22 protein-coding genes are annotated in these 25,012 nt (G+C 67.9%); 8 read left to right on the forward strand and 14 right to left on the reverse strand.

What is annotated here, in order from left to right; genetic code table 11:
- Window positions 1-72: 72 nt before the first annotated feature.
- Window positions 73-2,799: a type I DNA topoisomerase gene (gene topA / locus B5520_RS13340; protein WP_079597550.1), complete on the reverse strand. Its 2,727-nt coding sequence runs from the start codon at window positions 2,797-2,799 to the stop codon at window positions 73-75.
- A gap of 123 nt (window positions 2,800-2,922) precedes the next feature.
- Window positions 2,923-4,587, reverse strand: coding sequence for a DUF7059 domain-containing protein (locus tag B5520_RS13345; RefSeq protein WP_079597551.1), 1,665 nt, complete (start codon window positions 4,585-4,587; stop codon window positions 2,923-2,925).
- A gap of 89 nt (window positions 4,588-4,676) precedes the next feature.
- Between B5520_RS13345 and B5520_RS13350 the strand changes: the two genes are divergently transcribed.
- Together B5520_RS13350 and B5520_RS13355 are read left to right on the forward strand one after the other, a co-directional pair.
- The gene (locus B5520_RS13350; RefSeq protein WP_079597552.1) at window positions 4,677-5,135 is read left to right on the forward strand and encodes a hypothetical protein; all 459 of its coding nucleotides are present in this window, start codon (window positions 4,677-4,679) and stop codon (window positions 5,133-5,135) included.
- A 50-nt stretch (window positions 5,136-5,185) separates the two neighbouring features.
- The gene (locus B5520_RS13355; RefSeq protein WP_079597553.1) at window positions 5,186-5,749 is read left to right on the forward strand and encodes a hypothetical protein; all 564 of its coding nucleotides are present in this window, start codon (window positions 5,186-5,188) and stop codon (window positions 5,747-5,749) included.
- Window positions 5,750-5,779: 30 nt separating this feature from the next.
- On the opposite strand, the gene B5520_RS13360 is transcribed toward B5520_RS13355, so the two are convergent.
- Window positions 5,780-6,673, reverse strand: a complete 894-nt coding sequence (locus B5520_RS13360) for an oxygen-dependent tRNA uridine(34) hydroxylase TrhO (protein ID WP_079597554.1) — start codon at window positions 6,671-6,673, stop codon at window positions 5,780-5,782.
- A gap of 116 nt (window positions 6,674-6,789) precedes the next feature.
- On the opposite strand from B5520_RS13360, the gene B5520_RS13365 reads away from it, so the two are divergent.
- Together B5520_RS13365 and B5520_RS13370 are read left to right on the forward strand one after the other, a co-directional pair.
- Window positions 6,790-7,482, forward strand: coding sequence for a GNAT family N-acetyltransferase (locus B5520_RS13365; protein ID WP_079597555.1), 693 nt, complete (start codon window positions 6,790-6,792; stop codon window positions 7,480-7,482).
- Window positions 7,483-7,570: 88 nt separating this feature from the next.
- Complete coding sequence (locus tag B5520_RS13370) at window positions 7,571-9,955, forward strand: DEAD/DEAH box helicase (protein WP_079597556.1); 2,385 nt, start codon at window positions 7,571-7,573, stop codon at window positions 9,953-9,955.
- A gap of 115 nt (window positions 9,956-10,070) precedes the next feature.
- Here B5520_RS13370 and B5520_RS13375 read toward each other — a convergent pair whose 3' ends face one another.
- The 7 genes from B5520_RS13375 to ssd all read right to left on the reverse strand — a co-directional run bounded on the left by B5520_RS13375 (window position 10,071) and on the right by ssd (window position 15,378).
- Entirely contained in the window at window positions 10,071-10,454 is a 384-nt protein-coding gene (locus B5520_RS13375; RefSeq protein ID WP_254865568.1) for an Rv3654c family TadE-like protein, read from the reverse strand.
- A 65-nt stretch (window positions 10,455-10,519) separates the two neighbouring features.
- Entirely contained in the window at window positions 10,520-10,954 is a 435-nt protein-coding gene (locus B5520_RS13380; protein ID WP_079597611.1) for a TadE family type IV pilus minor pilin, read from the reverse strand.
- 74 nt (window positions 10,955-11,028) lie between these two features.
- Window positions 11,029-11,379 carry a DUF4244 domain-containing protein gene (locus B5520_RS13385; protein WP_079597557.1) on the reverse strand — a complete coding sequence of 117 codons (351 nt, stop codon included), beginning with the start codon at window positions 11,377-11,379 and terminating at the stop codon, window positions 11,029-11,031.
- A gap of 219 nt (window positions 11,380-11,598) precedes the next feature.
- Window positions 11,599-12,210: a type II secretion system F family protein gene (locus B5520_RS13390; RefSeq protein WP_079597558.1), complete on the reverse strand. Its 612-nt coding sequence runs from the start codon at window positions 12,208-12,210 to the stop codon at window positions 11,599-11,601.
- A complete protein-coding gene (locus B5520_RS13395; RefSeq protein WP_079597559.1) occupies window positions 12,207-13,043 on the reverse strand; it encodes a hypothetical protein in 837 nt (278 codons plus the stop codon). Before B5520_RS13395 ends, B5520_RS13390 begins: the two co-directional genes overlap by 4 nt.
- Window positions 13,040-14,317, reverse strand: a complete 1,278-nt coding sequence (locus B5520_RS13400) for a TadA family conjugal transfer-associated ATPase (RefSeq protein WP_079597560.1) — start codon at window positions 14,315-14,317, stop codon at window positions 13,040-13,042. The genes B5520_RS13395 and B5520_RS13400 overlap by 4 nt, the downstream gene beginning before the upstream one ends.
- Window positions 14,314-15,378: a septum site-determining protein Ssd gene (gene ssd / locus B5520_RS13405; protein ID WP_254865571.1), complete on the reverse strand. Its 1,065-nt coding sequence runs from the start codon at window positions 15,376-15,378 to the stop codon at window positions 14,314-14,316. Before ssd ends, B5520_RS13400 begins: the two co-directional genes overlap by 4 nt.
- A gap of 268 nt (window positions 15,379-15,646) precedes the next feature.
- Here ssd and B5520_RS13410 point away from each other — a divergent pair, with 268 nt between their 5' ends.
- Window positions 15,647-17,365 carry a bifunctional 3'-5' exonuclease/DNA polymerase gene (locus B5520_RS13410; protein WP_079597562.1) on the forward strand — a complete coding sequence of 573 codons (1,719 nt, stop codon included), beginning with the start codon at window positions 15,647-15,649 and terminating at the stop codon, window positions 17,363-17,365.
- A gap of 149 nt (window positions 17,366-17,514) precedes the next feature.
- Window positions 17,515-17,706: a YegP family protein gene (locus B5520_RS13415; protein ID WP_079597563.1), complete on the forward strand. Its 192-nt coding sequence runs from the start codon at window positions 17,515-17,517 to the stop codon at window positions 17,704-17,706.
- A 91-nt stretch (window positions 17,707-17,797) separates the two neighbouring features.
- Here the strand turns inward: B5520_RS13415 and B5520_RS13420 are convergent, their stop codons facing one another.
- The 3 genes from B5520_RS13420 to B5520_RS13430 all read right to left on the reverse strand — a co-directional run bounded on the left by B5520_RS13420 (window position 17,798) and on the right by B5520_RS13430 (window position 20,687).
- A complete protein-coding gene (locus B5520_RS13420; RefSeq protein WP_079597564.1) occupies window positions 17,798-18,475 on the reverse strand; it encodes an NUDIX hydrolase in 678 nt (225 codons plus the stop codon).
- Window positions 18,472-19,266: an endonuclease III gene (gene nth, locus B5520_RS13425; RefSeq protein WP_079597612.1), complete on the reverse strand. Its 795-nt coding sequence runs from the start codon at window positions 19,264-19,266 to the stop codon at window positions 18,472-18,474. Before nth ends, B5520_RS13420 begins: the two co-directional genes overlap by 4 nt.
- A gap of 65 nt (window positions 19,267-19,331) precedes the next feature.
- The gene (locus tag B5520_RS13430) at window positions 19,332-20,687 is read right to left on the reverse strand and encodes a hypothetical protein (protein ID WP_079597565.1); all 1,356 of its coding nucleotides are present in this window, start codon (window positions 20,685-20,687) and stop codon (window positions 19,332-19,334) included.
- Window positions 20,688-21,097: 410 nt separating this feature from the next.
- On the opposite strand from B5520_RS13430, the gene acs reads away from it, so the two are divergent.
- Together acs and B5520_RS13440 are read left to right on the forward strand one after the other, a co-directional pair.
- The gene (gene acs, locus B5520_RS13435; protein ID WP_079597566.1) at window positions 21,098-23,098 is read left to right on the forward strand and encodes an acetate--CoA ligase; all 2,001 of its coding nucleotides are present in this window, start codon (window positions 21,098-21,100) and stop codon (window positions 23,096-23,098) included.
- A 95-nt stretch (window positions 23,099-23,193) separates the two neighbouring features.
- Window positions 23,194-23,982: a DeoR/GlpR family DNA-binding transcription regulator gene (locus B5520_RS13440; protein ID WP_079597567.1), complete on the forward strand. Its 789-nt coding sequence runs from the start codon at window positions 23,194-23,196 to the stop codon at window positions 23,980-23,982.
- Window positions 23,983-23,991: 9 nt separating this feature from the next.
- Here the strand turns inward: B5520_RS13440 and B5520_RS13445 are convergent, their stop codons facing one another.
- Window positions 23,992-25,011 (reverse strand): LacI family DNA-binding transcriptional regulator, encoded by a 1,020-nt coding sequence (locus B5520_RS13445; protein ID WP_079597613.1) that lies wholly within the window; start codon window positions 25,009-25,011, stop codon window positions 23,992-23,994.
- Between the last annotated feature and the right edge of the window lies 1 nt (window position 25,012).

Consider the following 25,012-nt stretch of genomic DNA (forward strand, 5'->3'; position numbering starts at 1 on the left):
GTGCCCCGCGCAAACGCCGGTGGCTGAGCTGTTCGAAACATGGGTTTCGAACAGCTCAACCACTGGAAGAGATTACTTCTTGGCCGTTGCCTTCTTTTTGGCCGGCGCCTTGCGGGTGGCCGTGCGCTTGACCGGGCCCTTGGCGCGCTTCTCGGCGAGGAGCTCCACGGCCTGTTCGCGGGTGAGTTCCTCCAGCGAGGTGGCGCGCGGAACGGTGATGTTGGTGATCCCGTCGGTGATGTACGGGCCGAACCGGCCTTCCTTCACCACGATGTTCTTCTCGGACACCGGATCGGGGCCGAACTCCGCCAGCGGCGGCACCGCAGCACGGGCACCGCGCTGCTTCGGCTGGGAGTAGATCTCGAGGGCCTGCTCCAGCGTGATGGTGAAGATTTCCTCCTCTGAGCCGATGGACCGGGAGTCCGTCCCCTTCTTCAGGTAGGGGCCGAACCGGCCGTTCTGCACGGTGATGAGGTTGCCTTCGGCGTCCTCACCCAGGACGCGCGGCAGGCTCATGAGCTGCAGCGCCTCGTCGAGGGTTACGGACTCGACGGTCATGGACTTGAAGAGCGAGCCGGTGCGCGGCTTGGCCTTGACCGGCTTCTTGGCCGGCTTGGGCTTGCCGTTCTTGTAGTACTCCACCGGCTGGTTGGCGATCTGTTCCTCGGTCATCTCGGGGATGACCTCGGTGACGTACGCGCCATAACGGCCGTTCTTGGCAACTACGGTGTGGCCCGTGTGCGGGTCGGTGCCCAGCACCCGCTCCTCGGGGGCCGCGGTCTCCATCAGCTCGATGGCCTTGGCCGCCGTCAGTTCATCCGGTGCCAGGTCCTCCGGCACATTGGCGCGCGCCGACTCCACGATTTCCCCGGTCTTGGGGTCGACGGTGGCAGCGGAACTTTCCAGGTACGGACCAAACTTGCCAACCCGCAGCGTGATCTCGTCGGTGATGGGGATGGAGTTGATTTCCCGGGCGTCGATCTCGCCCAGGTTGTTCACGATGCTGAGCAGGCCCGGATCGGAGTCTTCCCCAAAGTAGAAGTGCCGGAGCCAGGAGGCGCCAACGGCCTGGCCGTTGGCGATCTTGTCCAGGTCGCCTTCCATGTCCGCGGTGAACTCATAGTCCACGTAGTCGCTGAAGTGCTGCTCCAGCAGGCGGATGACCGAGAAGGCGATCCAGCTGGGAACCAGGGCCGAGCCCTGCTTCCGGACGTAACCGCGGTCCTGGATGGTGGAGATGGTAGAGGCGTAGGTGGACGGGCGTCCTATGCCCTTCTTCTCCAGCTCTGCCGTCAGCGACGCTTCGGTGTACCGCGGCGGCGGCGAGGTTTCGTGGCCCACAGCGATGATGTCCGAGGCCTTGAGGGCATCGCCCTTGGCAACGTTGGGAAGGCGCCGGGCTTCGTCGGAGTCCTCGTCGCCGCGGGTCTCGTCCTTGCCTTCCTCATAGGCCGCAAGGAAGCCGGGGAACGTGATCACGGTGCCGGACGCGGAGAACTCGGCATCCCGCCCGTCCGCAGCCACCGCGCCCAGGCGGATGGTCGCCGTCGAGCCCTTGGCATCGCCCATCTGGGATGCAACGGTCCGCTTCCAGATCAGTTCGTACAGCCGGAACTCGTCGCCCGAGAGCTGTTTCGCCACCTGGGCGGGCGTGCGGAAGGAGTCACCGGCGGGACGGATGGCCTCGTGGGCTTCCTGCGCGTTGGCAGACTTGTTGGCGTACACGCGCGGGGACTGCGGAACGTACTCGGGGCCGTACAGCTCGGCAGCCTGCCGGCGGGCAGCGGTCACGGCTTCGTCGCTCAGCGCGGACGAGTCGGTACGCATATAGGTGATGTAGCCGTTTTCGTACAGCCGCTGGGCAACCTGCATGGTGCTCTTGGAGGAGAACCGCAGCTTGCGGCCCGCTTCCTGCTGCAGTGTGGAGGTGGTGAACGGCGCGGCCGGGCGGCGGGTGTACGGCTTGGTGTCCACGGAACGGACAGTGAACGAGGCATCCTGCAGCCCTGCTGCCAGCGACGTAGCCAGCTCCTCGTTGAGGTGCGCCACGTTCTTGGAGGTGAGGACGCCGTCGTCGTTGAAGTCGCGGCCGGTGGCCACCTTGGCGCCGTCAACAGCCGCGAGCTTGGCTTTGAAGGAGCCGGAATCCGCGCCGAACTGGCCGGTGAGGTCCCAGTAGGACGCCGCCTTGAACGCCATGCGTTCGCGTTCCCGGTCCACCACCATGCGGGTGACCACGGACTGCACACGGCCGGCGGACAGGCCGCGCGCCACCTTGCGCCACAGGACCGGGGAGATTTCGTAGCCGTACAGGCGGTCCAGGACGCGGCGGGTTTCCTGCGCGTCCACCAGCGCCGAATCGACGTCGCGCAGGTTGCCCATGGCGCGCTGGATGGCTTCCTTGGTGATTTCGCCGAACGTCATCCGGTACACCGGGACCTTGGGCTTGAGCACTTCCAGCAGGTGCCACGCGATGGCTTCGCCCTCGCGGTCCCCATCGGTTGCGAGGTAAAGTTCGTCGGCGTCTTTGAGCGCCGCCTTGAGCTCGGTCACCTTTTTCTTCTTGTCCGCGGACACCACGTAGTACGGCTTGAAGTCGTGCTCGATGTCCACGGCGAACTTGCCCACCGAGGTTTTCTTCAACTCTGCGGGGAGCTCGGACGGCTGCGGCAGGTCGCGGATGTGACCAATGGAGGCCTCAACGATGAAGCCCTCGCCGAGGTACTTGGCGATGGTCTTGCTCTTGGCCGGAGACTCCACAATCACGAGTTTCTTGCCGGTTTTGGCCTTGCTTGGCACGGTGCTCCTACAGAAAAAGGTTGCTGGGGCAGATGAGCCCATATTGGCCTAGTTCACCATATTTTGGAGAATTGTGCGCATTCCTGTGGAAAACCGGGGGCTGCAGGCAGGCGCCGCGGACGCCTAATCGGCAGCAGGAATAAGGAAGCCGTCGCGGACCAGGTTTTCCACATCGGCAAGCAGCGCACTCCGGAAGGTACCGGCGTCAAAACCGCCGTCCGGGCCATCTTCGACGGCACCCATACTGCCGCCCAGCAGGGCCTCCAGCGCACCGGCGATCTGCCCGGCGGACAGGTCGCCGTCGCACGCCGACACAAAGCCGGCCAGTTCCGTACTGAGCAGGTTGGTGCGGCGCAGCCCTGCCCCTTGGCGGAGCAGGATGACGCCCGGATGCTCCGCGCCCGGCCGCTGGTGCCGCTCCTCCGTGACGTCATCCGCCACCAGCAGGTGCGCGTCCTCAATGTCGTTGGCCGCCAGCCAGTCGCTGCGTTCGACGGCGGCGCCCAGGTGGGGGCCGATGGGCTGCTCGATGGGGTAGGTGATTTCCTCGAAGCGGCTGACCGCGACGTGTCCGCCAGTAACGGGACGCCGCAGCCAGACCATCCCGAAGCCGATCCCCTCCACCTGCCGGGATTCAAAGTCGGCGAGGTAGGCCTCATAGGCATCGCGGTAGTGCTGCCGGTCCCGGCCTTCCGACGCGTCCTGCAGCCACGTCTCGGCGTACTGTTCCGGGCTGACCTGTTCCCGCTGGATGAACCAGGCGTCCACGTCCGGACCGGCCCAGCTTTGCGGCCGCTCCTGCCACTCGGCGCCGGCCGGTACTTCCCAGTTGCCCAGCATTTGCGCCGTGCCGCCGGGGGCGAGCACGTCCGGCAGTGCCCTGACCAGCGAGGAGACGATCTCGTCGCCCGGCATCCCGCCGTCCCGGTAGGTGAACTGCTCCGCGGCTTCCTCCCCCGGACGCCGCGGGGTGATGACAAAGGGCGGGTTGGATACCACCAGGCCGAATTCCTCACCCGCCACCGGATCCAGGAGCGACCCGAGCCGGAGGCTCACCCGCTTCTCCAGCCGCGCCGGGTCAACAGAGAGGGCCTCGGCGTTGAGCAGGATGTTGAAGCGCGTGAAGGCCAGGGCCCGTTCGGAAATGTCGGTTGCCGTCACGTGCTCGCAGTGGTGGAGGAGGTGGAACGACTGGATCCCGCAGCCCGTACCGAGGTCCAGCGCCCGCTCCGTGTGCCGCCGGATGGTGGTCTGCACCAGTGTGGTGGACGCCTGGCCGATGCCCAGGACGTGGTCATGCCGCAGCACGCCCGGCTGCTGGTGGGCCGCAAGGTCGCTGGCCACCCACAGTTCGGCCCCGCCGCTGCCGTCCTCGTTCGCATCCCAGCCGTAGGGCCGCAGGTCCGCCTTGGCGGCCAGCCGTCCCGAGCCGGGAACGGGCTGCAGCAGCCCCAGCTCCAGCAGGCCCCCGGCGCGGATGCCCGGCAGGGCGGCGTCGAGCGTTTCCCGTTCCTGGGGTTCGGCCAGGAGCCACAGACGGACGACGGCGGCAAGCGCCGCTGCGCCCTCGTCCTCCCGGACGGCGCGCTCGGCAGCGAGCAGGGCAGGGATGGTCTGGTCCCGGTTCAACGCAGCCGACGCGGAGGGCCCGAGCAGCCGGGCGACGCCGTCGAGCGTGTAGCCAAGCCGGCGCAGGTCAGCGGCGAGCGCCGTGAGCAGTTCGGGAAGGTCGCTGCGCGGGGCGTCGGGCGTGTTGCCGGCGGTGAACTCGTAATGGGATCTAGGCACCGGACAAGTTTAGTCCGGCGGGATGTGCCGCCCGGGGCTGCGCCAGCCGGCAGTGCAGCCTGGTCCCGCCCAGGCGGTAGCGTGGAAGCATGCCTTCCCGACTTTCCTTCCTTCCGCGCGCCCGCCGCGGAACCGCTGTGCTGACATTCAGCGCCCCGGTGGCCGCGGCCCTTGCATTGGCCGCCTGCGCACCCCTGGTGTCCATCGAGAACGCGGACGTTCCGCAGTGGCGGGCCACCGCGCTGCCCACGGCTTCGGGAACGGTCCTGGCGGACGCCGGCAAGATCCTTAACCGGGACCGCATCATTGAGGAAGCGGCCAACGTTCCCGCAGGCCGCTACACGCTGACAGCCACCTGCGAAGGCGGCGGCAAGGCCTTTTTTGCGGTATCGCTGAACGGCGCCCAGCTGGTGGACCACGGCGCGGCCTGCAACGGCAGCAAGGAAACAACCCGGATCACACTGCCTGAGGCAGGCACCCTGAACATCAGCACCTCCAGCGTGGACGCTCCGCTGATCTACGCCTACCACCTGGTGCCTGCCGAATAGGGAGCGGTGGGGCTATGGCCCGCCGGCGCCGGCAGGCATAAAGTCGGATTATGCCCAGCGTGCGGAAAGCCTCCGCGCCCCGTCCCGTACGGACAGCACGGGCGCCGCTGGCACGGAAGCCGGCGGCCGCCGTCGTCCTGGGCATCGTGCTGGCAGCGGGAACGCTAAGCGGCTGCGAATATACGTACGACGACGGCCGGGACTGGTCCGCCCCGGCGGAGGCGACACCGCTCCCGGGTCCGGTGTTCACTCGTGACCCGCTGCGGCGGGATCCCGTGTCCGAAGCCGAGCTGGAGGGATGGATCTCAGAGACCCTCCCCGACACCCCGCAGACGGTGGTCCACGCGGGGGCCGGGCTGCTGGGCGCCGGGGAGGTGCGGACCGAAGCCACGCCGGTCCTCGGAACCGGCACCTATGCACTGGCCCTTGCCTGCCGGAGCCAGCGGCGGGTGACGTTTACCGTCCGCAGTGATGCGCTCACGCTGGTGGATCTTGGCCTCAGGTGCGGGGTCAACCGCGAAAACGTCATCTACCTCTCCGCGGAGACGGCCCTGACCATCACCGTTGAGGCTCGAACCGGAGCCAACTTTGCCTACCGCGTGCGGCGCCTTTGATCGCGCGCCGGGCGGCAGCTCCAGGGGTGTTCAGGCGGCGCAGCCCTCGGGACACCGCAGCGTTTCCGGACTGGCGGCGCACTCGGCGCAGTAGAGCGTGAGGGTGCGGCAGCTGGGGTTGGAGCAGTTTTCGAACTTGCTGGTGGGTGCTGAGCAGCGGGTGCATTCGCCGATGGTCTTGGCGTCCTCGCTGAACTCCAGGTGCATGCGCTTGTCGAAGACGTAGAGGGAGCCTTCCCAGAGGCCCTGGTCCTTGAAGGTTTCGCCGTACCGGACAATGCCGCCGTCCAGCTGGTAGACCTCTTTAAAGCCGCGGTTCACCATGAGGCTTGAGAGCACCTCGCAGCGGATCCCGCCCGTGCAGTAGGTGACCACGGGTTTGTCCTTGAGTTCGTCGTACTTGCCGGACTCCAGCTCCTTGATGAAGTCGTGGGTGGTGGCGACATCCGGGACCACGGCGTCCTTGAACCGGCCGATCTGGGCTTCGAACGCGTTCCGCCCGTCGAAGAACACCACCTCTTCCCCGCTCTGTTTCTTCGCGTCCACCAGCTCGTGCAGCTCTTCCGGCTTCAGGTGCTTGCCGCCGCCCACAACGCCGTTGGCGTCCACCGTGAGCTCGCCGGGAGCTCCGAAGGAGACGATCTCGTCGCGCACCTTGACGCTGAGCCTGGGGAAGTCGTGCGCGCCGCCATCGGACCATTTAACGTCGATGCCGTGGAAGCCCTTGTACTCCCGGGTGGTCTTGACGTACTGCTTCACGGCTCCGATTTCGCCGCCGACGGTGGCGTTGATGCCGTCCTTGGAGATGATGATGCGGCCGGTGAGGCCCAGCTTTTCGCAGAGGGCACGCTGCCAGAGACGCACCGCGTCCGGGTCCGCGATGGGGGTAAAGCCGTAAAAAAGGACAATTCGGTTCAAAGCCACGTATTTAAGGGTACCGGCTGGGGTTCCTGGACCGGATCGGCGCCTCCTGCATCACGATTGCATAAGCACTCCGCCGCCCACTGTTGCTGGCGATCGGGCTGGATTAGTGTTCAGTCATGAGCCCGGAAACCATGATTGAAGACATCACAGGCCTTCTTGAAGTGTGGGTGGCCGGCTGGGCCGGCTGCCGCGGATACCAGACGTCCACCGAGGGCCGCTTCCCCGCTGCGCTCCGGGCCGACACCAGCGGGGAATGGGAATTCTTCGCCTCCGACCCAACCCCGGAAGAGTTCGCGGCCTTGGCGGCCAAGACCGCCGAGGTCCCCGCCCGGGTGCTGACCATCCTGACCAACGACGTCGACCGCTACGCGGCGCTGGCCCGCCAGCACGGGCTGAACGTCACCTCCGACTCGCAAACCATGATGATCGTGGACATGGAAACGCAGGACGCCGAGGACCCCTGGCTTTCGGACGACGACCTGAAGCTGTACCTGTCCGAGCACAACCACGTCCACTACGCGGAAGTGCGCTCCGGCGACACTGTAGCCGCCAGCGGCCGGGTGTTCGTGGTGGGCGATACCGCCGTGTTCGACAAGATCATCACCGAACCGGGATTCCAGCGCCGCGGACTGGGCAGTTTCATCATGCGGGCCCTCGCTGCGCAGGCCTTCGAACACGACGTGGAGACCGGGTTGCTGCTGGCGTCCATTGACGGCCAAAAGCTGTATTCCCATCTGGGCTGGAGCATTGTCTCGCGGGTCCTGATGCTGTCGGCATCCCATGACGGTTCCGACCTTTCCCTGAGCTGACCCTCCTTCTTCGGCAGATCCAGCCGGTCCGGTTACCCCTTGGGCGAACCGGCCCGGCTGGCTCCGCGACGGGTGAAACAATGTTGGGGTGAACCCCCATGACTCCCTGATTCCCCTGCTGGGCCGCGGCCCGGATCCGGAACAGCTCCGTCATGTCCGCACCATCCCGGCCCGCGCCGCCCTGTACGAGCCGTGGCCGGACTGGCTGCACCCTGACTTGGCCGGGGCATACGGCTCGCTGGGCATCCAGGAGCCGTACCGGCACCAGGTGGAAGCGGCGAACATCGCCCACGACGGCGAACATGTGGTGGTGGCCACCGGGACAGCATCCGGAAAGTCGCTGGCCTACCAGCTGCCTGCGCTGGATGCCATCCACCGCTCGGAACTGCGCGTCCTCGCCGACCCCGGCAAGATTCACGACGGTGCGGTCGCCCTCTATCTCTCTCCCACCAAGGCGCTGGCCGCCGACCAGCTGAACGCGATTCGGGCACTGAAACTGCCCACGGTGAGGGCGGAAACGTACGACGGCGACACGGATCCTGCCTCCCGGCGCTGGATCCGGGACCACGCCAACTTCATCCTGGCCAACCCCGACATGCTGCACTTCGGCATCCTCCCCAACCACGCCTGGTGGGCCGGGTTCTTCCGCCGCCTCCGCTATGTGATCGTGGACGAAGCCCACAGCTACCGCGGGGTGTTCGGCTCCCACGTGGCCAACCTTATGCGGCGGCTGCGTCGCATCTGTGCCTACTACGGAGCCGGCACGTCCTTCCCCGAGCCCGTGTTTATTGCTGCGTCGGCCACCGCCTCCGATCCCGATGCCTCGTTCTCCAGGCTGATCGGCGCGCCCGTTAAGGCGGTCTCCCGGGATTGCTCGCCGCACGGCGCCACGACCGTGGCGTTCTGGGAACCTGCCCTCACCGAGGTCCGGGGCGAAAACGGTGCCAAGGAACGGCGCACGGCAGTGGCCGAAACAGCCGACCTGCTGGCCAACCTGGTGTCCGCCCAGGTCCGCACCATTGCCTTCATCAAATCGCGCCGCGGGGCCGAAACCATCTCCTCCATCACCAAGCGCCTGCTGGACGAGGTGGACCCGAGCCTGCCGCAGCGGGTGGCCGCCTACCGGTCCGGTTACCTCCCGGAGGAGCGCCGTGCGGTTGAGAAAGCCCTGCGGTCCGGCCGGCTCCTGGGAGTCTCCAGCACCTCCGCGCTGGAGCTGGGAATCGACATCTCCGGACTGGATGCCGTCCTGGTCGCAGGGTGGCCCGGAACCCGGGCTTCCCTTTTCCAGCAGATCGGGCGGGCCGGCAGGGCCGGGCAGGAGGCCATCGCCGCATTCGTTGCCAGCGACGACCCCCTGGACACGTTCCTGGTGAACCATCCGGAGGCGATCTTCGACGTGTCCGTTGAAGCCACCGTTTTCGACCCCTCCAACCCCTACGTCCTGGGTCCGCACCTGTGCGCCGCCGCGGCGGAACTACCGCTCGGCCCGGGCGAGCTGGACCTGTTCGGCAAAACAGCGGAAGGGCTCCTGGACAAGCTGGTGGCACAGGGCTACCTTCGACGGCGGCCTGCCGGGTGGTTCTGGACGCATTCCCAGAGCGCCGCTGCCATGGTCAACCTGCGGGCCGACGGCGGCGGTCCCGTCAGCATTGTCGACGCGGACACGGGTTCCCTCCTCGGGACCATGGATTCGCCGCAGACCCACTACCAGGCACACAACGGCGCGGTGTACATCCACCAGGGCGACAGCTATGTGGTGGAGGACCTGAACGAGGACGACCACTGCGTGGTGGTGCGCCGGGCCAACCCCGACTACTACACCACCGCGCGGGACGTTACCCAGATCGAGGTCCTGGAAACCCAGCGCACCATGCAGTGGGGCGACATAACAGTCCATTTCGGCGACGTGAAGGTGACTACCCAGGTGATCTCCTTCCAGCGCAAGGCACTGATCTCCAACGAAATCCTGGGCGAGGAACCATTGGAGCTCGGTGCCCGGGAACTGTTCACCAAGGCGGTGTGGTTCGTGGTGGACAACCGGTCCCTGACGGCAGCCGGGCTTATCGAAGCCCAGTTCCCCGGTGCCCTTCACGCGGCCGAACATGCGGCAATCGGTCTCCTCCCCCTGGTGGCGTCCAGCGACCGGTGGGACATCGGCGGTGTCTCGACTGCCCTGCACGCCGACACCGGAGTGCCCACCATCTTTGTGTACGACGGGCACCCCGGCGGCGCGGGGTTTGCTGAACGGGGTTTCGACAAGGCGAAGGTGTGGCTGGCTGCCACCCGGGATGCCATCAAAGCCTGTGAGTGCGAATCCGGCTGCCCGTCCTGCGTGCAGTCCCCCAAATGCGGGAACAAGAACAACCCGCTGGACAAGGACGCTGCCGTGACCCTCCTGGACGTCCTGTTGAAGGACGCGACCGAAAAGACCGCAGCTACCCAACCAAGCGCCGGCCTCCGGCCCGTCTAGGACGTGTTTGGCCGGTGGCAACCCGTCAGGCCAGGGTTGGGTGCCCGCCAAGGTGGGGAGCCCGCCAAGGTGGAGTGTCCGGCCAAGAGCGGTTCATGGCTAGGACGGGTGGATGCTAAGGCGGCGGTCCAGCCCGGGCCCGGCCGCTTGCCGGACCCAGCATGGACCGCTCCCTCAGCTCTGTCCTGACCTCGAGGATCTGTCCTGCGCTTTCCGCGCAGCTGAGGACGGCGGCCGCGTGCCGGGCAGCCACCTCTGCTGCCACCGTGCAGGGTTCACCGTCGGTGATTCCCCGCAGCGCATCAGCTCCGGCAAGGGCGGCAAGGTCAGCGGCCGAAGCTGCCCGACTGGCCAGCACTGCAGACTGGGCCAGGAGCAGCATCATGGCCATCACCATCATGACCACCAGTGCCAGGCCCGCGGCCAGGACAGTTCCGGAACCCCTTTCACCGGAATCCTCCTCCAACCCGGCCCACGACTCGTGCACCCCGCTCCGCACGGCAGCCCTCCTGCTCCGGCTCGTTCTCCAATCAGGCAATGGAACATAGGCCAGGCATCCACCGGTCACGTCCCATCCTCGCGATCAGCGGCCACGCCGGCCCGGAGCACGTCGACCTCAAGCACGGCGGGCTGCAGCGCGGTAGCGGTCTCGCTCCGGGTGGAAGCGCGGGCGGTAAGGGTCCACGGAATCGAGGAACCCAAGGGCCCGCCCACCCGGTCGGTGACCGTGATGCTGAACCAGCCGCCCTCGGCCGCGATCGAGGCCGATGCCGTGCCGCCGGCCAGGGTCCGGACTGTCCTTTCGACAGCCGCAGGATCCTCACCCCTGGCGAGGGCGCGGGCGCCGGCCCGTGCCCCCTCCTCAATCCGCAACTGCGTGACGCCTGCAGCAGCACCTGCCAGGAGCATGACCAGCAGAGCAACGACGGCGGGCAGGACGACAGCAAACTCGGCGGTTACCGCGCCGCGGGAATCATCAGCGTTCCTTCCGCCGGACATCACAGCCGTGGGGATTCCCCGGCTTCCGCGGCCCATGAGGAGCTTTCCGCCCCTCAACGGCTCGCATGCACTTGTCACGGCAGCGCCAGGGCTGTACGGATCAGTGTCAGCAGGAAACCGCGGACCTCGTCACTGCGGAGGATGAAGACCAGGAGCCCGGCCAGGCCCACGGCCGCGAGCGTGGCGATTGCGTATTCCGCTGTAGCCATGCCGGCTTCGGAACCCATCAGGCGCACGGCGCGGCCGCTGCTCGGTGCCAGGCTTGCGCCCGGATAGAGCTCCACGACGTTGGCCGGCAGGGTGCCCTCCGTCCGGTGGGGCCCCGTGCTGCGGCTACGGCTGCCGCTGTGTCCCCTCGGAGCAGGCCTGGAAGCGGCGGGAACGGCAGATCCGGCAAAGTAGCGGCGGTGGTGGTTCATGGACATGTGGTGTTTCCTTTCCTGGGGCCGGTGGTGTTGCCGGCTGTACCGACTCTTCCGGCCCCCCACTGGCGCGGTAAGGCTCCTGCTGCGCTAAGTGGATAAGCCCGGCCGCTGCGCTGGTGTGGAGGACAAGCTGATGTGGAGGACAAGACCGGACAGCGGGCCGGGATGGGCCGGGGCCCGCGTTTAGGAACCGGAAGGAAGCTCAGGAACCGCAAGGATTCAGGAACCGGAAGGAACCAGGGCCAGCAGCACGGGAACCACGCCTAGGCAGATGAACGCCGGAAGCGAACACAGGCCCAGCGGAACCACCAGCTTCACCCCCAGTGAGGCTGCGCGCTTCTCAGCGGCCCGGAACCGTTCGCGGCGGAGCCGGGCGGCCTGGGCGTACAGGATGGCCGACGACGGTGCACCGGTCAGTGCAGCAAATCCCAGGGCATCGCGCAGTTCAAGGATCTCGGGAAGGCGGACGGCCGAGCTGCGCCAGGCGGTGTCCCAGTCGGCGCCGATGGCCAGGGCTGAGACAACAGGCCGGAGCGAATCGCTGTACCGGGCCGAAGCCGAGGCTGCCACCAGTTCAAGGCTGCGCCCAATGCTGGACCCTGCGTCAAGCATCGCGGCGACCAGTTCGAGCATCATGGCCGTGTCCTTGAGACCGGGCCCTCCCCGGTTCCGCGTGGCACTCGCCGTCTGTTCCACACGCCCAGCCCCGTCCCCGGCCAGAGGCAGGCTGCGCAGGCGCTTCCTTGCCGCCCCGGGTCCGGCACAAACGAGGCAGGCAGCTGCGGCGAGCACCAGGAAGACGGCCAAGGCCAGGGCGTAGTTCCCGGTCATGGCACCCCAGCGCCGGCTGCCGCCGCGACAAGCCGCGCCGACCAGACCCTTCCGGCCACGGTGAGCGCGACCCCGGCTGCCAGTGCTGCCAGCCCTAGGGGTGTGCCGAGCAGGATGGCGAGCGGGTCCACCCCCAGAGCCGCTCCGAGCCCCAGCCCCATGAGTGGAAGCCAGGTCAGGAGGCTCACTGTGGCCTTGGGACCGGCGAGGGCGGTCTGCCGTGCTGCGTCGGCGTCGTCCTCCACTTCCAGCTGGGCGGCGAACCGGGTGAGCACGTCCGCAAGGGGACATCCGCTTGCTTCGGCGATGTCCAGGCAGGCGGCCAGCTCCGACCAGATCCGGGTCTCCCGGTCCCCGCCGGCAGGCGCGGCTGGCAGCGTCCGCCGGATTGCGTCCGATACCGGGGTACCCCCGGCCGCCGCCGCGCGGGCAGAGCCGAGCACGGCGACTGACCCGGCGGACAACGCGCCGGAGGGGTGCTGCCGCGGGGATGGTGGGAAGCGGGGCGCCGCGGATGCGGGCAGGTGCGATGGCTGTTCGTGGCCGGGAGCCCCGTACACCACCCACAGTTCGTCCCACAGCCGGGCAGGGGTCCGCCCGCCTTTGAGCAGCGCCGCGAGTTGCTGGACCACGAGGGTCATAGGCGACCCCCGCATCATTTTCCCTTTCCTGGCTGCAGGCCTGGCCCGCGAAAAAATCCGCATTCCCATGGAAGCGGATGCGGGAGCCGAACCCTGACCTGCGGCACGGCGCAGCCGGCCCGGAGCCCCGTACGGCGGCTTGAGCAACAGCACCGCAGCAAGGCTCAGGGCCGCGGCCAGGAGGAAAATCACGCGAGACTCTCCGGGTCCAGTCCCAGCCGGGCTGCCAGTGCGGGCCACGCCGGACCAACACCGGGCGCGGCAACCCCCGGCCCGGGAATCCCCGCCGGCCCGGCAACGCCCGCAGCCGTTCCCAGCGCCGGGACCACAGCAAGCCCGTCTGGACCATCACCGATCAGGCCCAGGCACGTTACCTCCCGGCCCCGGCGTGTCCGTTCTACGTGGATGACCACGTCGAGGGCGCTGGATGCCTGGAGCCGCACGGCATCAGGACCCAGCCCGGCCAGGGCGCCCAGGGCTGTCAGCCGGGCCGGAACAGCGGTGGCAGTGTTGGCATGGATTGTTCCGCCCCCGCCACTGTGTCCGGTGTTCATGGCAGTCAGAAGCTCCCGGACCTCCGCGCCGCGGCATTCACCCACCACCAGCCGGTCAGGGCGCATGCGCAGGGCCTGCCTGACCAGTTCGCCGAGGTCCACCTCGCCGCCGCCTTCAAGGTTCCCGTGGCGGGATTCCAGGGACACCACATGCGGATGGACGGGGTTCAGCTCGGACGCGTCCTCGATCAGGACCAGCCGCTCCTCCGGGGAGCACAAGCCCAGCAGGGTGGAGAGCAAGGTGGTCTTCCCGGATCCGGTGGCGCCGCTGATCAGGAAACTCAGCCTGTGCTCGACGACCCTCTCCAGGACAGCCTGCATCTGCGGGCCGAACATTCCGGCCGTGCCGAGTTCGTCCATGGTGAACACCCGTTCCCGCCGGATCCTGACGCTGAGTAGGGTCCCCGCCGTGGAGACCGGCGGGAGCACGGCGTGGACGCGGTAGCCGCCTGCCAGCCGCACATCCACGCAGGGCGAGCCGTCGTCCAGCCTGCGCCCGCCCGCCGCGACCAGCCTGCAGGCCAGTGCCCGCAGCTGGGTTTCACTGTCGAAAGCCACCGGCGTCCGCTCGATGCCGCGGCCCCTGTCCACCCAGACGGAATCAGGAGCGTTGACGAAAATGTCCGTGGCGGCAGGGTCCCGCGTGAGTTCCTGCAGCGGCCCCAGCCCGTTGAGTTCCGCGCTGATCCGTTCCGCAGCGGCGAGGGAACCGGCGGTGCCCAAAAGCTTGCCGGTGGCCTGCACAGCGGCGGCCACCCGCGAAGGCGTGACCGCCCCGGCCTCAGCCATCATGGACTCGCGGACCGATTCCAGAAGGCCGGCGTCCACGGTGCGCCTGCTGCGGAAATCCTGCTCGCGGCCGTCCCGCCTGCGGCCGCCCAAACCTGTTTCCAGTCCGGGCTGTTGCCTCATGCCGGCCCTCCCACCGGCATATCGTCACCGAGCAGGTCGAGGACCGACGCGGCAAAGTGGCGGACGCCCCGCCGCTTGCCGAGGTCCAGGAGCCGCCCGGATTCCGTGGCTGCGGCCACACCGCGCAGTTCGGGCACCCGGCCCTGGACAGGCAGTCCAATCGCCTCGGAGAGCAGCGAGCCGTCCAGCGCTGCGCCGGGTTTCCCCCGGACCAGGAGGGCAGCCTCAACCGGCGGAAATTCCTGCAGCAGCCGCACGGCCGCCACGGCTGCCTTGAGCTGCGCGGGAACCACGAGCAAAATACGGTCGCAGTCCCAGGCAAAGGCCTGCAGCGGCTCTGTCCTGCGCCCGATGTCCACCACCACCAGTTCATAACCCCGCCGGGCAGCGTCGAGTACTCCCACGGTGGTAGCAGCGGCGACCGGAGCCGGCTGGTCCCTGCTGGCGGGCCATGACAGGAACGAGAACCCGCCGGCTATGGGCAGGGAGTCCGACAACTGTGCCGGGTCGATGCTGCCCCTCGCCTCGGCGAGATCGGGCCAGCGCAGCCCCGGGTTTTCCTCTGCAGCGATGGCGAGTTCCAGGCCGCCGCCCCAGGGATCGCCGTCAACGAGCAGCACGCGCACTCCCAGGCCTGCCGCTGCCTGCGCTATCCAAACGGCAGCAGTGGTTGCGCCGGCACCGCCGCACCCGCCGGTCACGCCGAGGACCAGCCCTCCCGGGCCGGGCGATTTGGACCGGCTGAGGTGGTCAGCCAACCACGCCGCCGCGTCCGGCAGGACGGCAACCCGTTCTGCTCCCAAGGCTGCGGCGAGGTGCCACAGGCTGTCGCCTTCACCGTCGAGGCCCACCAGGACCGCGGGTGCCCGGCGCCGCGGGGGCAGCTCGCGGATGTCGCTCCCCACCAAAACTGCGCCGGCCCCGTCCCAGTGCCTGCTGGCCCCGGCAGCGTCAGCCGCGACCCGAAGATGCGCTCCGGCGGCGGCAACAATCCGCTCCACCTCGGCCCGGAGAAACGCCGACGACGTCACCAGGAGCACGTCATCGGAACCCTCCGGCAACCAGGAATCGGCCCTGTCCCCTGGACCTGCCTCTCCGGGACTGAATATTCCCAGCTGTCCCGCCCCGGAAGGCCGCAGCTTTCCGCCGCCGGAACTGCCCTGCTCGGTGTGGGAAGGGGTCAACTGGTGCCTGCTCATGGGGCCACTCTTCACGGCCGGCCGAAGCCACGTAAGGGATCACGGCCGCTATGTGGAAAAGCCCGACGAGGCAGTCATCCGGAAGCCACACCGTCAGCGGGGCCGCCGGAAAACAGGGCACAATTGGACCATGTACCTGCTGCTCGCCGCCCACCCCGACGGCGTGGCCCTGCAGGAGCTGACGCAGGCCGGACTCCCCCAGCCAGCCAACCCCGAACCGCGCCTTGTGGACCGAAGCGGCCTGGCCGCCGTCGTCCGCGATCTGGAAACGAGGCGGCCCGGCGGGCAGCCGCCCCGCTGGATCTGGCACCGCACCCGGGACTGGTATCCGGACCTGCTCGCGGCCGGCGTGGAGCTGGAGCGGTGCTACGACATCAGCCTCTGTGGGAACATCCTGGCCTTTTCGCAGTTCAGTGCCCACACCGAGTACGCGCGCAACGCCGTCAGGATGCCGGTGGATGATCCGTTGCTCCCGCCAAAGGCGCTCCTGCCGCCCCGTCCGCCGGCGGAGCAGGGCGCCTTGTTCGACGAACCCGAGACCGGTCCCGCACCGCGGTACACCCCGGACGAACTCCGGTCCGAATACGCCGCCCAGCAGGATGCCCTGGCGGCGGCGGACACCGGGGAGAACCGGCGCAGCCGGCTGCAGCTGCTGCTGGCCGCTGAATCCGCCGGCGCCATGATCGCCGCGGAAATGCAGCATACCGGCGTCCCATGGAGGGAGGATCTGCACGAGAAGATCCTCGTTGAGTACCTGGGGCCCCGCCCGCCCGCGGGCCAGCGGCCGGCCCGGCTGGAGGCGCTGAACTCGGAGCTCCGTGAGCTGCTGAACTCGCCCACGCTGAACCCCGATTCCCCGCAGGACCTGATGCGCGCCCTGCACCGCAACGGAATCGAGGTGAACAGCACCCGAAAGTGGGAGCTGAAGGAATCGAACCACCCGGCCATCGGGCCACTGCTGGAGTACAAGAAGCTGTCCCGGCTGCACACCGCCAACGGCTGGGCGTGGCTTGACGCGTGGGTTGCCGGCGGCAGGTTCCGGCCCGAATACGTGGTGGGCGGGGTGGTATCCGGCCGCTGGGCCTCCCGCGGGGGCGGCGCCCTGCAGATCCCCCGCCAGGTCCGCGGTGCCGTGCACGCCGATCCGGGCCACAAGCTGATCGTCGCGGACGCCTCACAGCTGGAGCCGCGCGTGCTGGTTGCATTGGCCAGGGACGCCGTCATGGCTGAGGCTGCCCGGGACCAGGACCTGTATGCAGGCATCGCCGCCAAGGGGTTCGGCGGTGACCGGGCGAAGGCGAAGGTGGCCCTGCTGGGTGCCATGTACGGCGCCACCTCGGGCGAATCCGGCCGCCTGATGCCCCAGTTGGCACGGACCTATCCGCGTGCGGTGGACTTCGTGGAACGCGCGGCGCGCGCCGGCGAATCAGGCGGCACCGTGACCACGCGGCTGGGCCGCAGCAGCCCGCCGCCGTCGGAGCGATGGTTGCAGAGCCAGCGCTCCACCACCGCGGAGGAGCAGCGCCGTGCAGAGTCCATTGCCCGGTCCCGGGGCCGCTTCACGCGGAACTTCGTGGTCCAGGGCTCGGCGGCAGACTGGGCGGCGTGCTGGCTTGCCGAATTACGACGACGGCTGCGCAGCCTCCGCACGGAAGGCACCGTGGGTGCCGAACTGGTCTTTTTCCTCCACGACGAGGTGATGGTCCACGCGCCCGCAGAGAAAGTGGGCGCCTGCATCAAGGCCATCGAAGACGCGGCCAGCGCGGCCAAGGAGTTGCTGTTCGGCCCCATCCCGGTTGAGTTTCCGGTCAGCGTGGCCGTGGTTGATTCCTACGACCACGCAAAGTAACTGGCTGCACGGCCCTCAGTTAAGGAAAAGTAACCTACCCGGCAGTAGCTCGACGGGCAGCGTGACGGACGTTACAGTTCATACCGGTGACTGAGGCAGATCGGCGCCAAAGATGATGCAAAGACGCATACCCAGGGGAGGTCCGGCATATGGCGGGCAGGTTTGAAATTCATCGAGTTGGAGACGAGTCGTACCGGCTGCGGCTCACGGACGCTGAAGGCAACATTGTTGCCGTTTCACCCAACTTCAAGTCGCTGAACACACTGGTTGACGGCATCAAGGCGATGCGGGAGAACGCAGCAACAGGCGTAGTGGTGGACCTGCGGCAGCAGCAAGCCTAAGCCTGGAGTTTTACGGGCGCCCGGCACCATAACGGGCGCCCGCACCAGACCGGGCAGCCGCGCTCAAAGGCGCGCGTGGCTCCCTTACTCTTTACACCCCCATCGGATGCAGGCGGTTCCGGTCCCACGGAACGGACCAGCCAAGCTGGTCGAAAAGCCCGCTCAGGACAATCCCGGTAAACCCCCACACCACCACGCCGTTGACGGTAAAGGCGGGGCTGTCGAAGGTCCGGCCGGCCCGGTGGACGGTAGCCATCACCCGGTTGTCCGGATCCAGCAGGTCCCGGACGGGGATCCTGAAAACCTGCGAGGATTCCGCGTAGTCCACCACCCGCACGGGTGACGGGGACCGCCACCAGCCCAGCACTGGTGTTACCAGGAAATTGCTGTGAGCCAGGCCGAGCTGCTGGAGTGTGCCCAGGACTTCGACCCCGTCTGACTCGAGCCCGGTTTCCTCTACTGCTTCCCGGAGCGCTGCCTGCACGGCAGTTTCGTTGGCATCGATGCTGCCGCCGGGAAACGCCACCTGCCCCGGGTGCGATCCCAGGGTGTGGGCCCGTTCCAGGAGCAGCACATCGAGGTCGGCGGGCGCCAGCGGCTTGCCGGAGGTGGCCGGAACATCGTCCAGCGCGCCGAAGAGCATCAGGACGGCAGCCTTGCGCGCCCGCTCCTCGTCCACCGTCAGGGCAGCCCATCGGGGGTCAGGGGCGGCGGCTGACCCGGATTCGGCCCGGCGCGCCAGTTCCAGAAGGTCTTCGCGGGCGCTCACAGGGTCCGCTTCCGGGAGGCCATCCTGATTTCGGCGGCACGGTGGGTTTCAGCGAGCAGCTCCGCCAACAGCGCCTCGCTGCCGGGTGCGAGCTCGTACTTGAGGAGTTTGGCCGCCTTCACCGGATCCGTTTCGCCCATGCCGTAACTGGGGCACCAGTTGGCCACCGGGCACGACCCGCACGCCGGTTTCCGGGAGTGGCAGACGCGCCGGCCGTGGAACACCACGCGGTGCGAAAGCATGGTCCAGTCCTTCGGCTCGAAGAGTTCGGCCACATCAGACTCGATCTGCACCGGGTCTTCCGATTGCGTCCAGCCGAACCTGCGGGCCAGCCGTCCGAAGTGGGTGTCCACCGTGATGCCGGGGATGCCGAACGCGTTCCCGAGCACCACGTTGGCGGTCTTGCGTCCAACCCCCGGAAGGGTGACAAGGTCCTCGAGCCGGCCGGGCACCACGCCATTGAACTCGTCCACCAGCCGGGTGGCCAGTGCGATGAGGTTCCGGGACTTGGCCCGGAAGAAGCCGGTGGGCTTGATGATCTCTTCGAGCCGGGAGGGGTCGGCCTCGGCCATGGCCCGCGCGTCCGGGTACTTCTGGAAGAGCAGCGGCGTGATTTGGTTGACCGTCACATCCGTGGTCTGGGCCGACAGCACGGTAGCCACCAGCAGCTCGAAAGGGTTGGTGAAATCCAGCTCCGCGTGTGCGTACGGGTACTTTTCGGCCAAAGCCCTGTTGATGCGCCGCGCCCGCCGCTTCAGGGCGAGCACCGACTCGGAGGAAACCACCGGCATGCCGGCGGCTTGGCCGGCGGCAGCCTTCCCTCCGCCGGCCTTGGCCCGGGGCGCGGCCATGGGCGTTAGCCGCGCTCGATGTTGCTGAGGTCCCGCAGGACGCCCAGCCGCCCGTCGGTGTGCTGGACCAGGAACTCGTGGCCGCGGTCCTCAAGGGCAAGGACCCACCCGCCCGGCTCAATAACGAAGGCCGGGGCCCCGGTGCGGGGGTCGTAGGCGGTACGGTGCTGGGCGACAGCGAACCAGAACGCCTCATGGATGGGCAGTTCGTCCGATTCGCCGTGCCGGCTGGCAGGGTCCACGGTGGCCCCAATGGGTTCCTCGGAGCGGACCTGCTGATGGACGGCAGTTGCCGCCGGCGGTTCCCACGTGCTCCTCGCCGCGGAGGCAGCCAGCTGGGCGCCGCCGTCGTGATGGGACATCGCGGATGAACCGCCTGCCCCGGCACCTACGGGCACATCCCCGAACTGCGTCTCTTCTGCGGCAGGCGCGGAGGCGGGACGGACGACGTCGGCTGCCTGGGTTGGCGGGCCGGCGTCAACTTCGGGCGCCCGGTCGGACACTTCGGGGGCGGTGGATACAGGACCACCAGCAGCGGGTCCGCCCGCCGCAGCGACGCCGGCGGATGGGACGGCGGCGGTAGCAGGTGAATGCGGCGCGGCTGCCGTGGGAACGGCCGCAGTGGCCGGTGCATGATGGGTGGGTCCGGGCTGGACGGCCGAGGATCCGGCGCCGGCACCGCCGAACAGCTTTCCGCCGGCAGCGCCCAGCAGCTTCCCGCCGCCGGGCTTGGACGCGGACTCGGGCTTGGGCTGCTTGGGTGCACGGGGCTTCTGGACCGGGGCGGCTGCCTCACGGGCCACCACATGCGCCGGCACCTCAGCGCGGTCCTTGAAATCGCCCGAAAGGTACGGCAGGAAGCGGCCCAGGACCGTTGCAGCGAACAGGATCAGGGAGCCGATCAGGCCCACCAGCAGGCTGGGCACGTACGCGCCTGCCACGGACAAAAAGAAGAAGGCGACGGCGAAGCAGGCCACCACCGACGCGAACTGGTCGATGGAGAGGGAGCCGATGCGGATTTTGGTGGCGGGTGCCAGCCTGCGCGCGGCAAAAAGGGCGCTGACGATGAGGGGAAGGATGATGCCCAATCCCAGGAAGAAGAGGTTGTTCAGGTTCCACAGGTTGTAGCGGCCGCCGAAGATGGGCAGCAGCGAAGCGATGAACAGGATGAGGGTGGCGGCAAACACGGCCAGGTCCCGCACGGTGAACGGACCGAGCACTGCCTGGTTGGCGTCCTTGGCAAGGCCTGCCGGCTTCCCTTCGGACGTGGCCTGCTGGCCTGCCCCGGTGGCGGGTCCGGCGGCGCCGGAACCTGCCGCGGTATCAGGGCCGGTCTTCTGGCCAAAGCTTTGCTGGTTCATTCTGTTCTCCTTAGCGTGGCGGCACCGGGGCCGGCATGGCCCCGATATCGTGCCGTCGTAACACCGGTTCCGCCGCGGCCACGCGCAGTTGCGCCTGTCCACAGCGGTCCGAAGTGAAGTCACAATTCCATTTCAGCCTAGTCAACAGCCGGGCTGATCACTAGCTGAACGGCGCCGCCGGGGGCGTCCTCCCGACGGCGGGCCCAACCATTCACCGCTTAATGGACGCCGCTCGCGGGTACGTCTGTGACAGGGCACACATGTATGTCCGGGCAAGCATTAGTCTTGATTCCGGAACAGCTCTTTGCGGTATGTCCGTGATCGGCCGGTGCCCAACGTCGTGCGTGCGGCGGAGCCCGGCCGGCAGCCACCATGCCGCGCAGCAAAGATCGATGAATGATGAGGTTCACATGTCCCAGGACACTCCAAGCTCCACGGCCACCGTTCCCGCAGGCTCGGCACAGCAGGGCGATGCCTTTGAAAACCTGCTCCATGAGACCCGGACCTTCCCGCCTTCGCCGGAGTTCGCGGCCAACGCGGTTGTCACCGCCGAGGAGTACCAGGAGGCCGACGCCGACCGGCCGGCTTTCTGGGCGAAGCAGGCGCGGGAGCTGCTCACCTGGAGCAAGGACTTCGACGAGGCGCTGGACTGGTCCAACCCGCCGTTCGCCAAATGGTTCGTGGGCGGCGAGGTCAACGCCGCGTACAACGCGCTGGACCGGCACGTTGAGAACGGCCGGGGCGACCGGGTGGCCATCCACTTCGAGGGCGAACCCGGCGATACCCGCTCCTACACCTACGCGCAGCTGACCGAGGAAGTAAAGAAGGCAGCCAACGCCTTCGAATCCCTGGGCGTGGCCAAGGGTGACCGGGTGGCCGTCTACCTGCCGATGATCCCCGAAGCGGTCATCACGCTGCTGGCCTGCGCCCGGATCGGCGCCGTTCACTCGGTGGTGTTCGGCGGGTTCTCCGCCGACGCGCTCCGCTCCCGCATCGATGACGCCGAAGCCAAACTCGTGGTCACCGCCGACGGCACCTACCGCCGCGGCAAGCCCAGCGCCCTGAAACCCGCCGTGGATGAAGCCCTCGCCAAGGCCGGCCACACGGTGCAGAACGTGGTGGTGGTCAAGCGCAACGGTCAGGACGTGGACTGGACCGAGGGCCGGGACCACTGGTGGGCCGACACCGTCGAGGCAGCCTCCATCGAGCACACCGCCGTCGGGCATGACTCCGAGCACCCGCTGTTCATCCTCTACACCTCCGGGACCACCGGAAAGCCGAAGGGCATCCTGCACACCACCGGCGGATACCTCACCCAGACCGCCTACACCCACAAGGCTGTGTTCGACCTGCACCCGGACACTGACGTCTACTGGTGCACGGCCGACGTCGGCTGGGTCACCGGCCACTCCTACGTCACCTACGCCCCGCTGATCAACGGCGCGACCCAGGTCATGTACGAGGGCACCCCGGACTCCCCGCACCAGGGCCGCTGGTGGGAGATCATCGAAAAGTACAAGGTCTCCATCCTCTACACCGCGCCCACCGCGATCAGGACGTTCATGAAGTGGGGCCGGGAGATCCCGGACAAGTACGACCTCACCTCCCTCCGCGTGCTCGGCTCCGTGGGCGAACCCATCAACCCCGAAGCCTGGATGTGGTACCGGAACGTCATCGGCGGGGACAAGACCCCCATCGTGGACACCTGGTGGCAGACCGAAACCGGCGCCCAGATGATCGCCCCGCTGCCCGGCGTCACCGCCGCCAAACCCGGCTCCGCCCAGGTCCCGCTGCCCGGCATCGCCGTGGACGTCGTGGACGAAATGGGCGAATCGGTACCCAACGGCCACGGCGGGTTCCTGGTGATCCGCGAACCCTGGCCCGCGATGCTCCGCGGGATCTGGGGCGATCCGGAACGCTTCAAGGACACCTACTGGTCCCGTTTCGAGACCATGTACTTCGCCGGCGACGGTGCCAAGAAGGACGAAGACGGGGACGTCTGGCTGCTGGGCCGGGTGGACGATGTCATGAACGTCTCCGGCCACCGGCTCTCCACCACCGAAATCGAATCCGCCCTGGTCTCCCACCCCGCCGTGGCCGAAGCCGCCGTCGTCGGAGCCGCAGACGAAACCACCGGCCAGGCCGTCGTCGCGTTCGTCATCCTCCGTGGCGACGCGGTCAACGGCGGCGACGACACCGTCCAGGAACTCCGGAACCACGTGGGCAAGGAAATCGGACCCATCGCCAAACCGAAGAACATCCTGGTGGTCCCCGAACTGCCCAAGACCCGGTCCGGCAAAATCATGCGCCGCCTCCTCAAGGACGTCGCAGAAGGCCGCGACCCCGGCGACGCCACCACCCTCTCCGATCCGACGATCATGCAACAGATCGCCCAGTCGCTCAGGAAATAGAAGTCCCCGCGACGACGGCGCTGCCCACTCGGTGGGCGGCGCCGTCGCCGTATGCTGGGAGCAGCCCCGTCGCCTGCCCCGAAGGAACCGCCCGAATGCTCGCCGTCGCACGCCACCAGGCCATTTTGGACGCCCTCCAGCGCGAACGCGTGGTCAGGGTCTCAGACCTGGCCCAGCAGCTGGGGGTATCGCTGATGACTGTGCGGCGGGACATTGAGGTGCTTGAAGAGGGCGGGCGCCTTGAGCGCATCCACGGCGGCGCCAAGGTCCCGGGTGACACCAGCACGCATGAGCCGGGATTCGACCTGAAGTCCACACAGCTGACCGACGAGAAAAAGGCGATCGCGATTGAGGCGGCCAGCCTCGTGCAGGAGGGCATGGCGGTGGGCCTGAGCGCCGGAACCACCACGTGGGCACTGGCCAAGGAACTCACCGGGGGGCCACGGATCACTGTTGTCACCAACTCGGTACGCATCGCGGATCTGTTCCACCACGCCGCGTCCGCTGGCTCCGCCCGCTATGCGTCCACCGTCATCCTGATTGGCGGCGAGCGCACGCCGTCGGATGCGCTGGTGGGCCCCATCGCCACCGGCGCCCTGAAGCAGCTGCACCTGGACGTTTTGTTCCTCGGCGTCCATGGCATGGATGCCGACGCCGGGTTCACCACCCCCAACCTTCTGGAGGCGGAAACGGACCGCGCCTTCGTGGCGGCTGCGCGCAAGACTGTGGTCCTGGCTGACCACACCAAGTGGGGCCTGCTGGGCATCAGTTCCATCGCTTCCCTGGAGGAAGTCGACGAAGTCATCAGCGACGAAGGCCTCAGTCCGGAGGCTCAGCGCATCCTGCAGGAACGGGTGGGCCGGCTGAGGCTCGCTGGCCTCTAACCAAACCCTTTAGGGGCAGCCGCAGGATTGGCGGATGTGCAGTTTCGTGGGGAAGATCCGGTGCTGCGGCTTTTCCCCGCGGCTGGCTCCCACCAGTGCCGCCACCGCGGCTTCCGCCATCACGGCCACCGGCTGCTCCACTGTGGTCAGCGGGGGCCAGGAGTATTCGGATTCGGCGGAACCGTCGAAGGAAGCTACCGCAATTTCGCCGGGGATGGACAGCCCTGCTTCGTGCACTGCCCGCAACAGGCCGATCGCCTGCATGTCGGACGTGGCGAAGATCGCCGTCGGCCGGTTGACGGAAGCCAGCAGCCGCTGGCCGGCAAGGTAGCCGCCGGGCCGGGTGAAGGGATGGTAGACAATCGGCCCTTCGGGCAGGCCCGCGTCCTGCAGAGCCTCCCGCCAACCCACTTCACGGCCGTCGGTATTGCCGGAAACATTGGTGCCCATGGCCAGGCCGATATTGGTGTGCCCGTGGCTGATCAGGTGTTCAACGGCCATCCTGGCGCCCGCCGCGAGATCCACTCCGATGCTGTTGAACCCCGGCGCATCCCGCTCCTGGTTGAGCAGGACCGAGGGAATGTCCGCCGTTTCCAGGACCTCCAGATCCGGTTCGAAAAGGACGCTGGCCAGGAGCACCCCGTCCACTTGCCGGGCGGCAAGGTTGCGGATATTCCGCCGCTCCTTGGCCAGGTTCCCGTCCGAGTTGCTCAACACCAGGGCATATCCCAGTTCTGCCGCGGCATCCTCCACGGCATGGGAGAAAAGCGAGAAGAACGGGTTGGAAATATCCGGAACCACAAGCCCGAGCGTCTCGCTGGAGCCCAGCTTGAGCGCACGGGCCGCCGCGTTGGGACGGTAACCCAGGACGCGGATGGCGTCCTGGACCTTGGCTTCGGTGGCAGGCGCCACCTTCTTGGGCCCGCCGTTGACAACGTAACTAACGACGGCGGTGCTCACGCCGGCGTATCGCGCCACGTCCTTGCGCGTCACGGGGCCCCGTGTGGCCTGCGTTGCCGGAGAAGTCATG

The organism is Arthrobacter sp. P2b, from assembly GCF_900168295.1.
Lineage (GTDB): Bacteria > Actinomycetota > Actinomycetes > Actinomycetales > Micrococcaceae > Arthrobacter.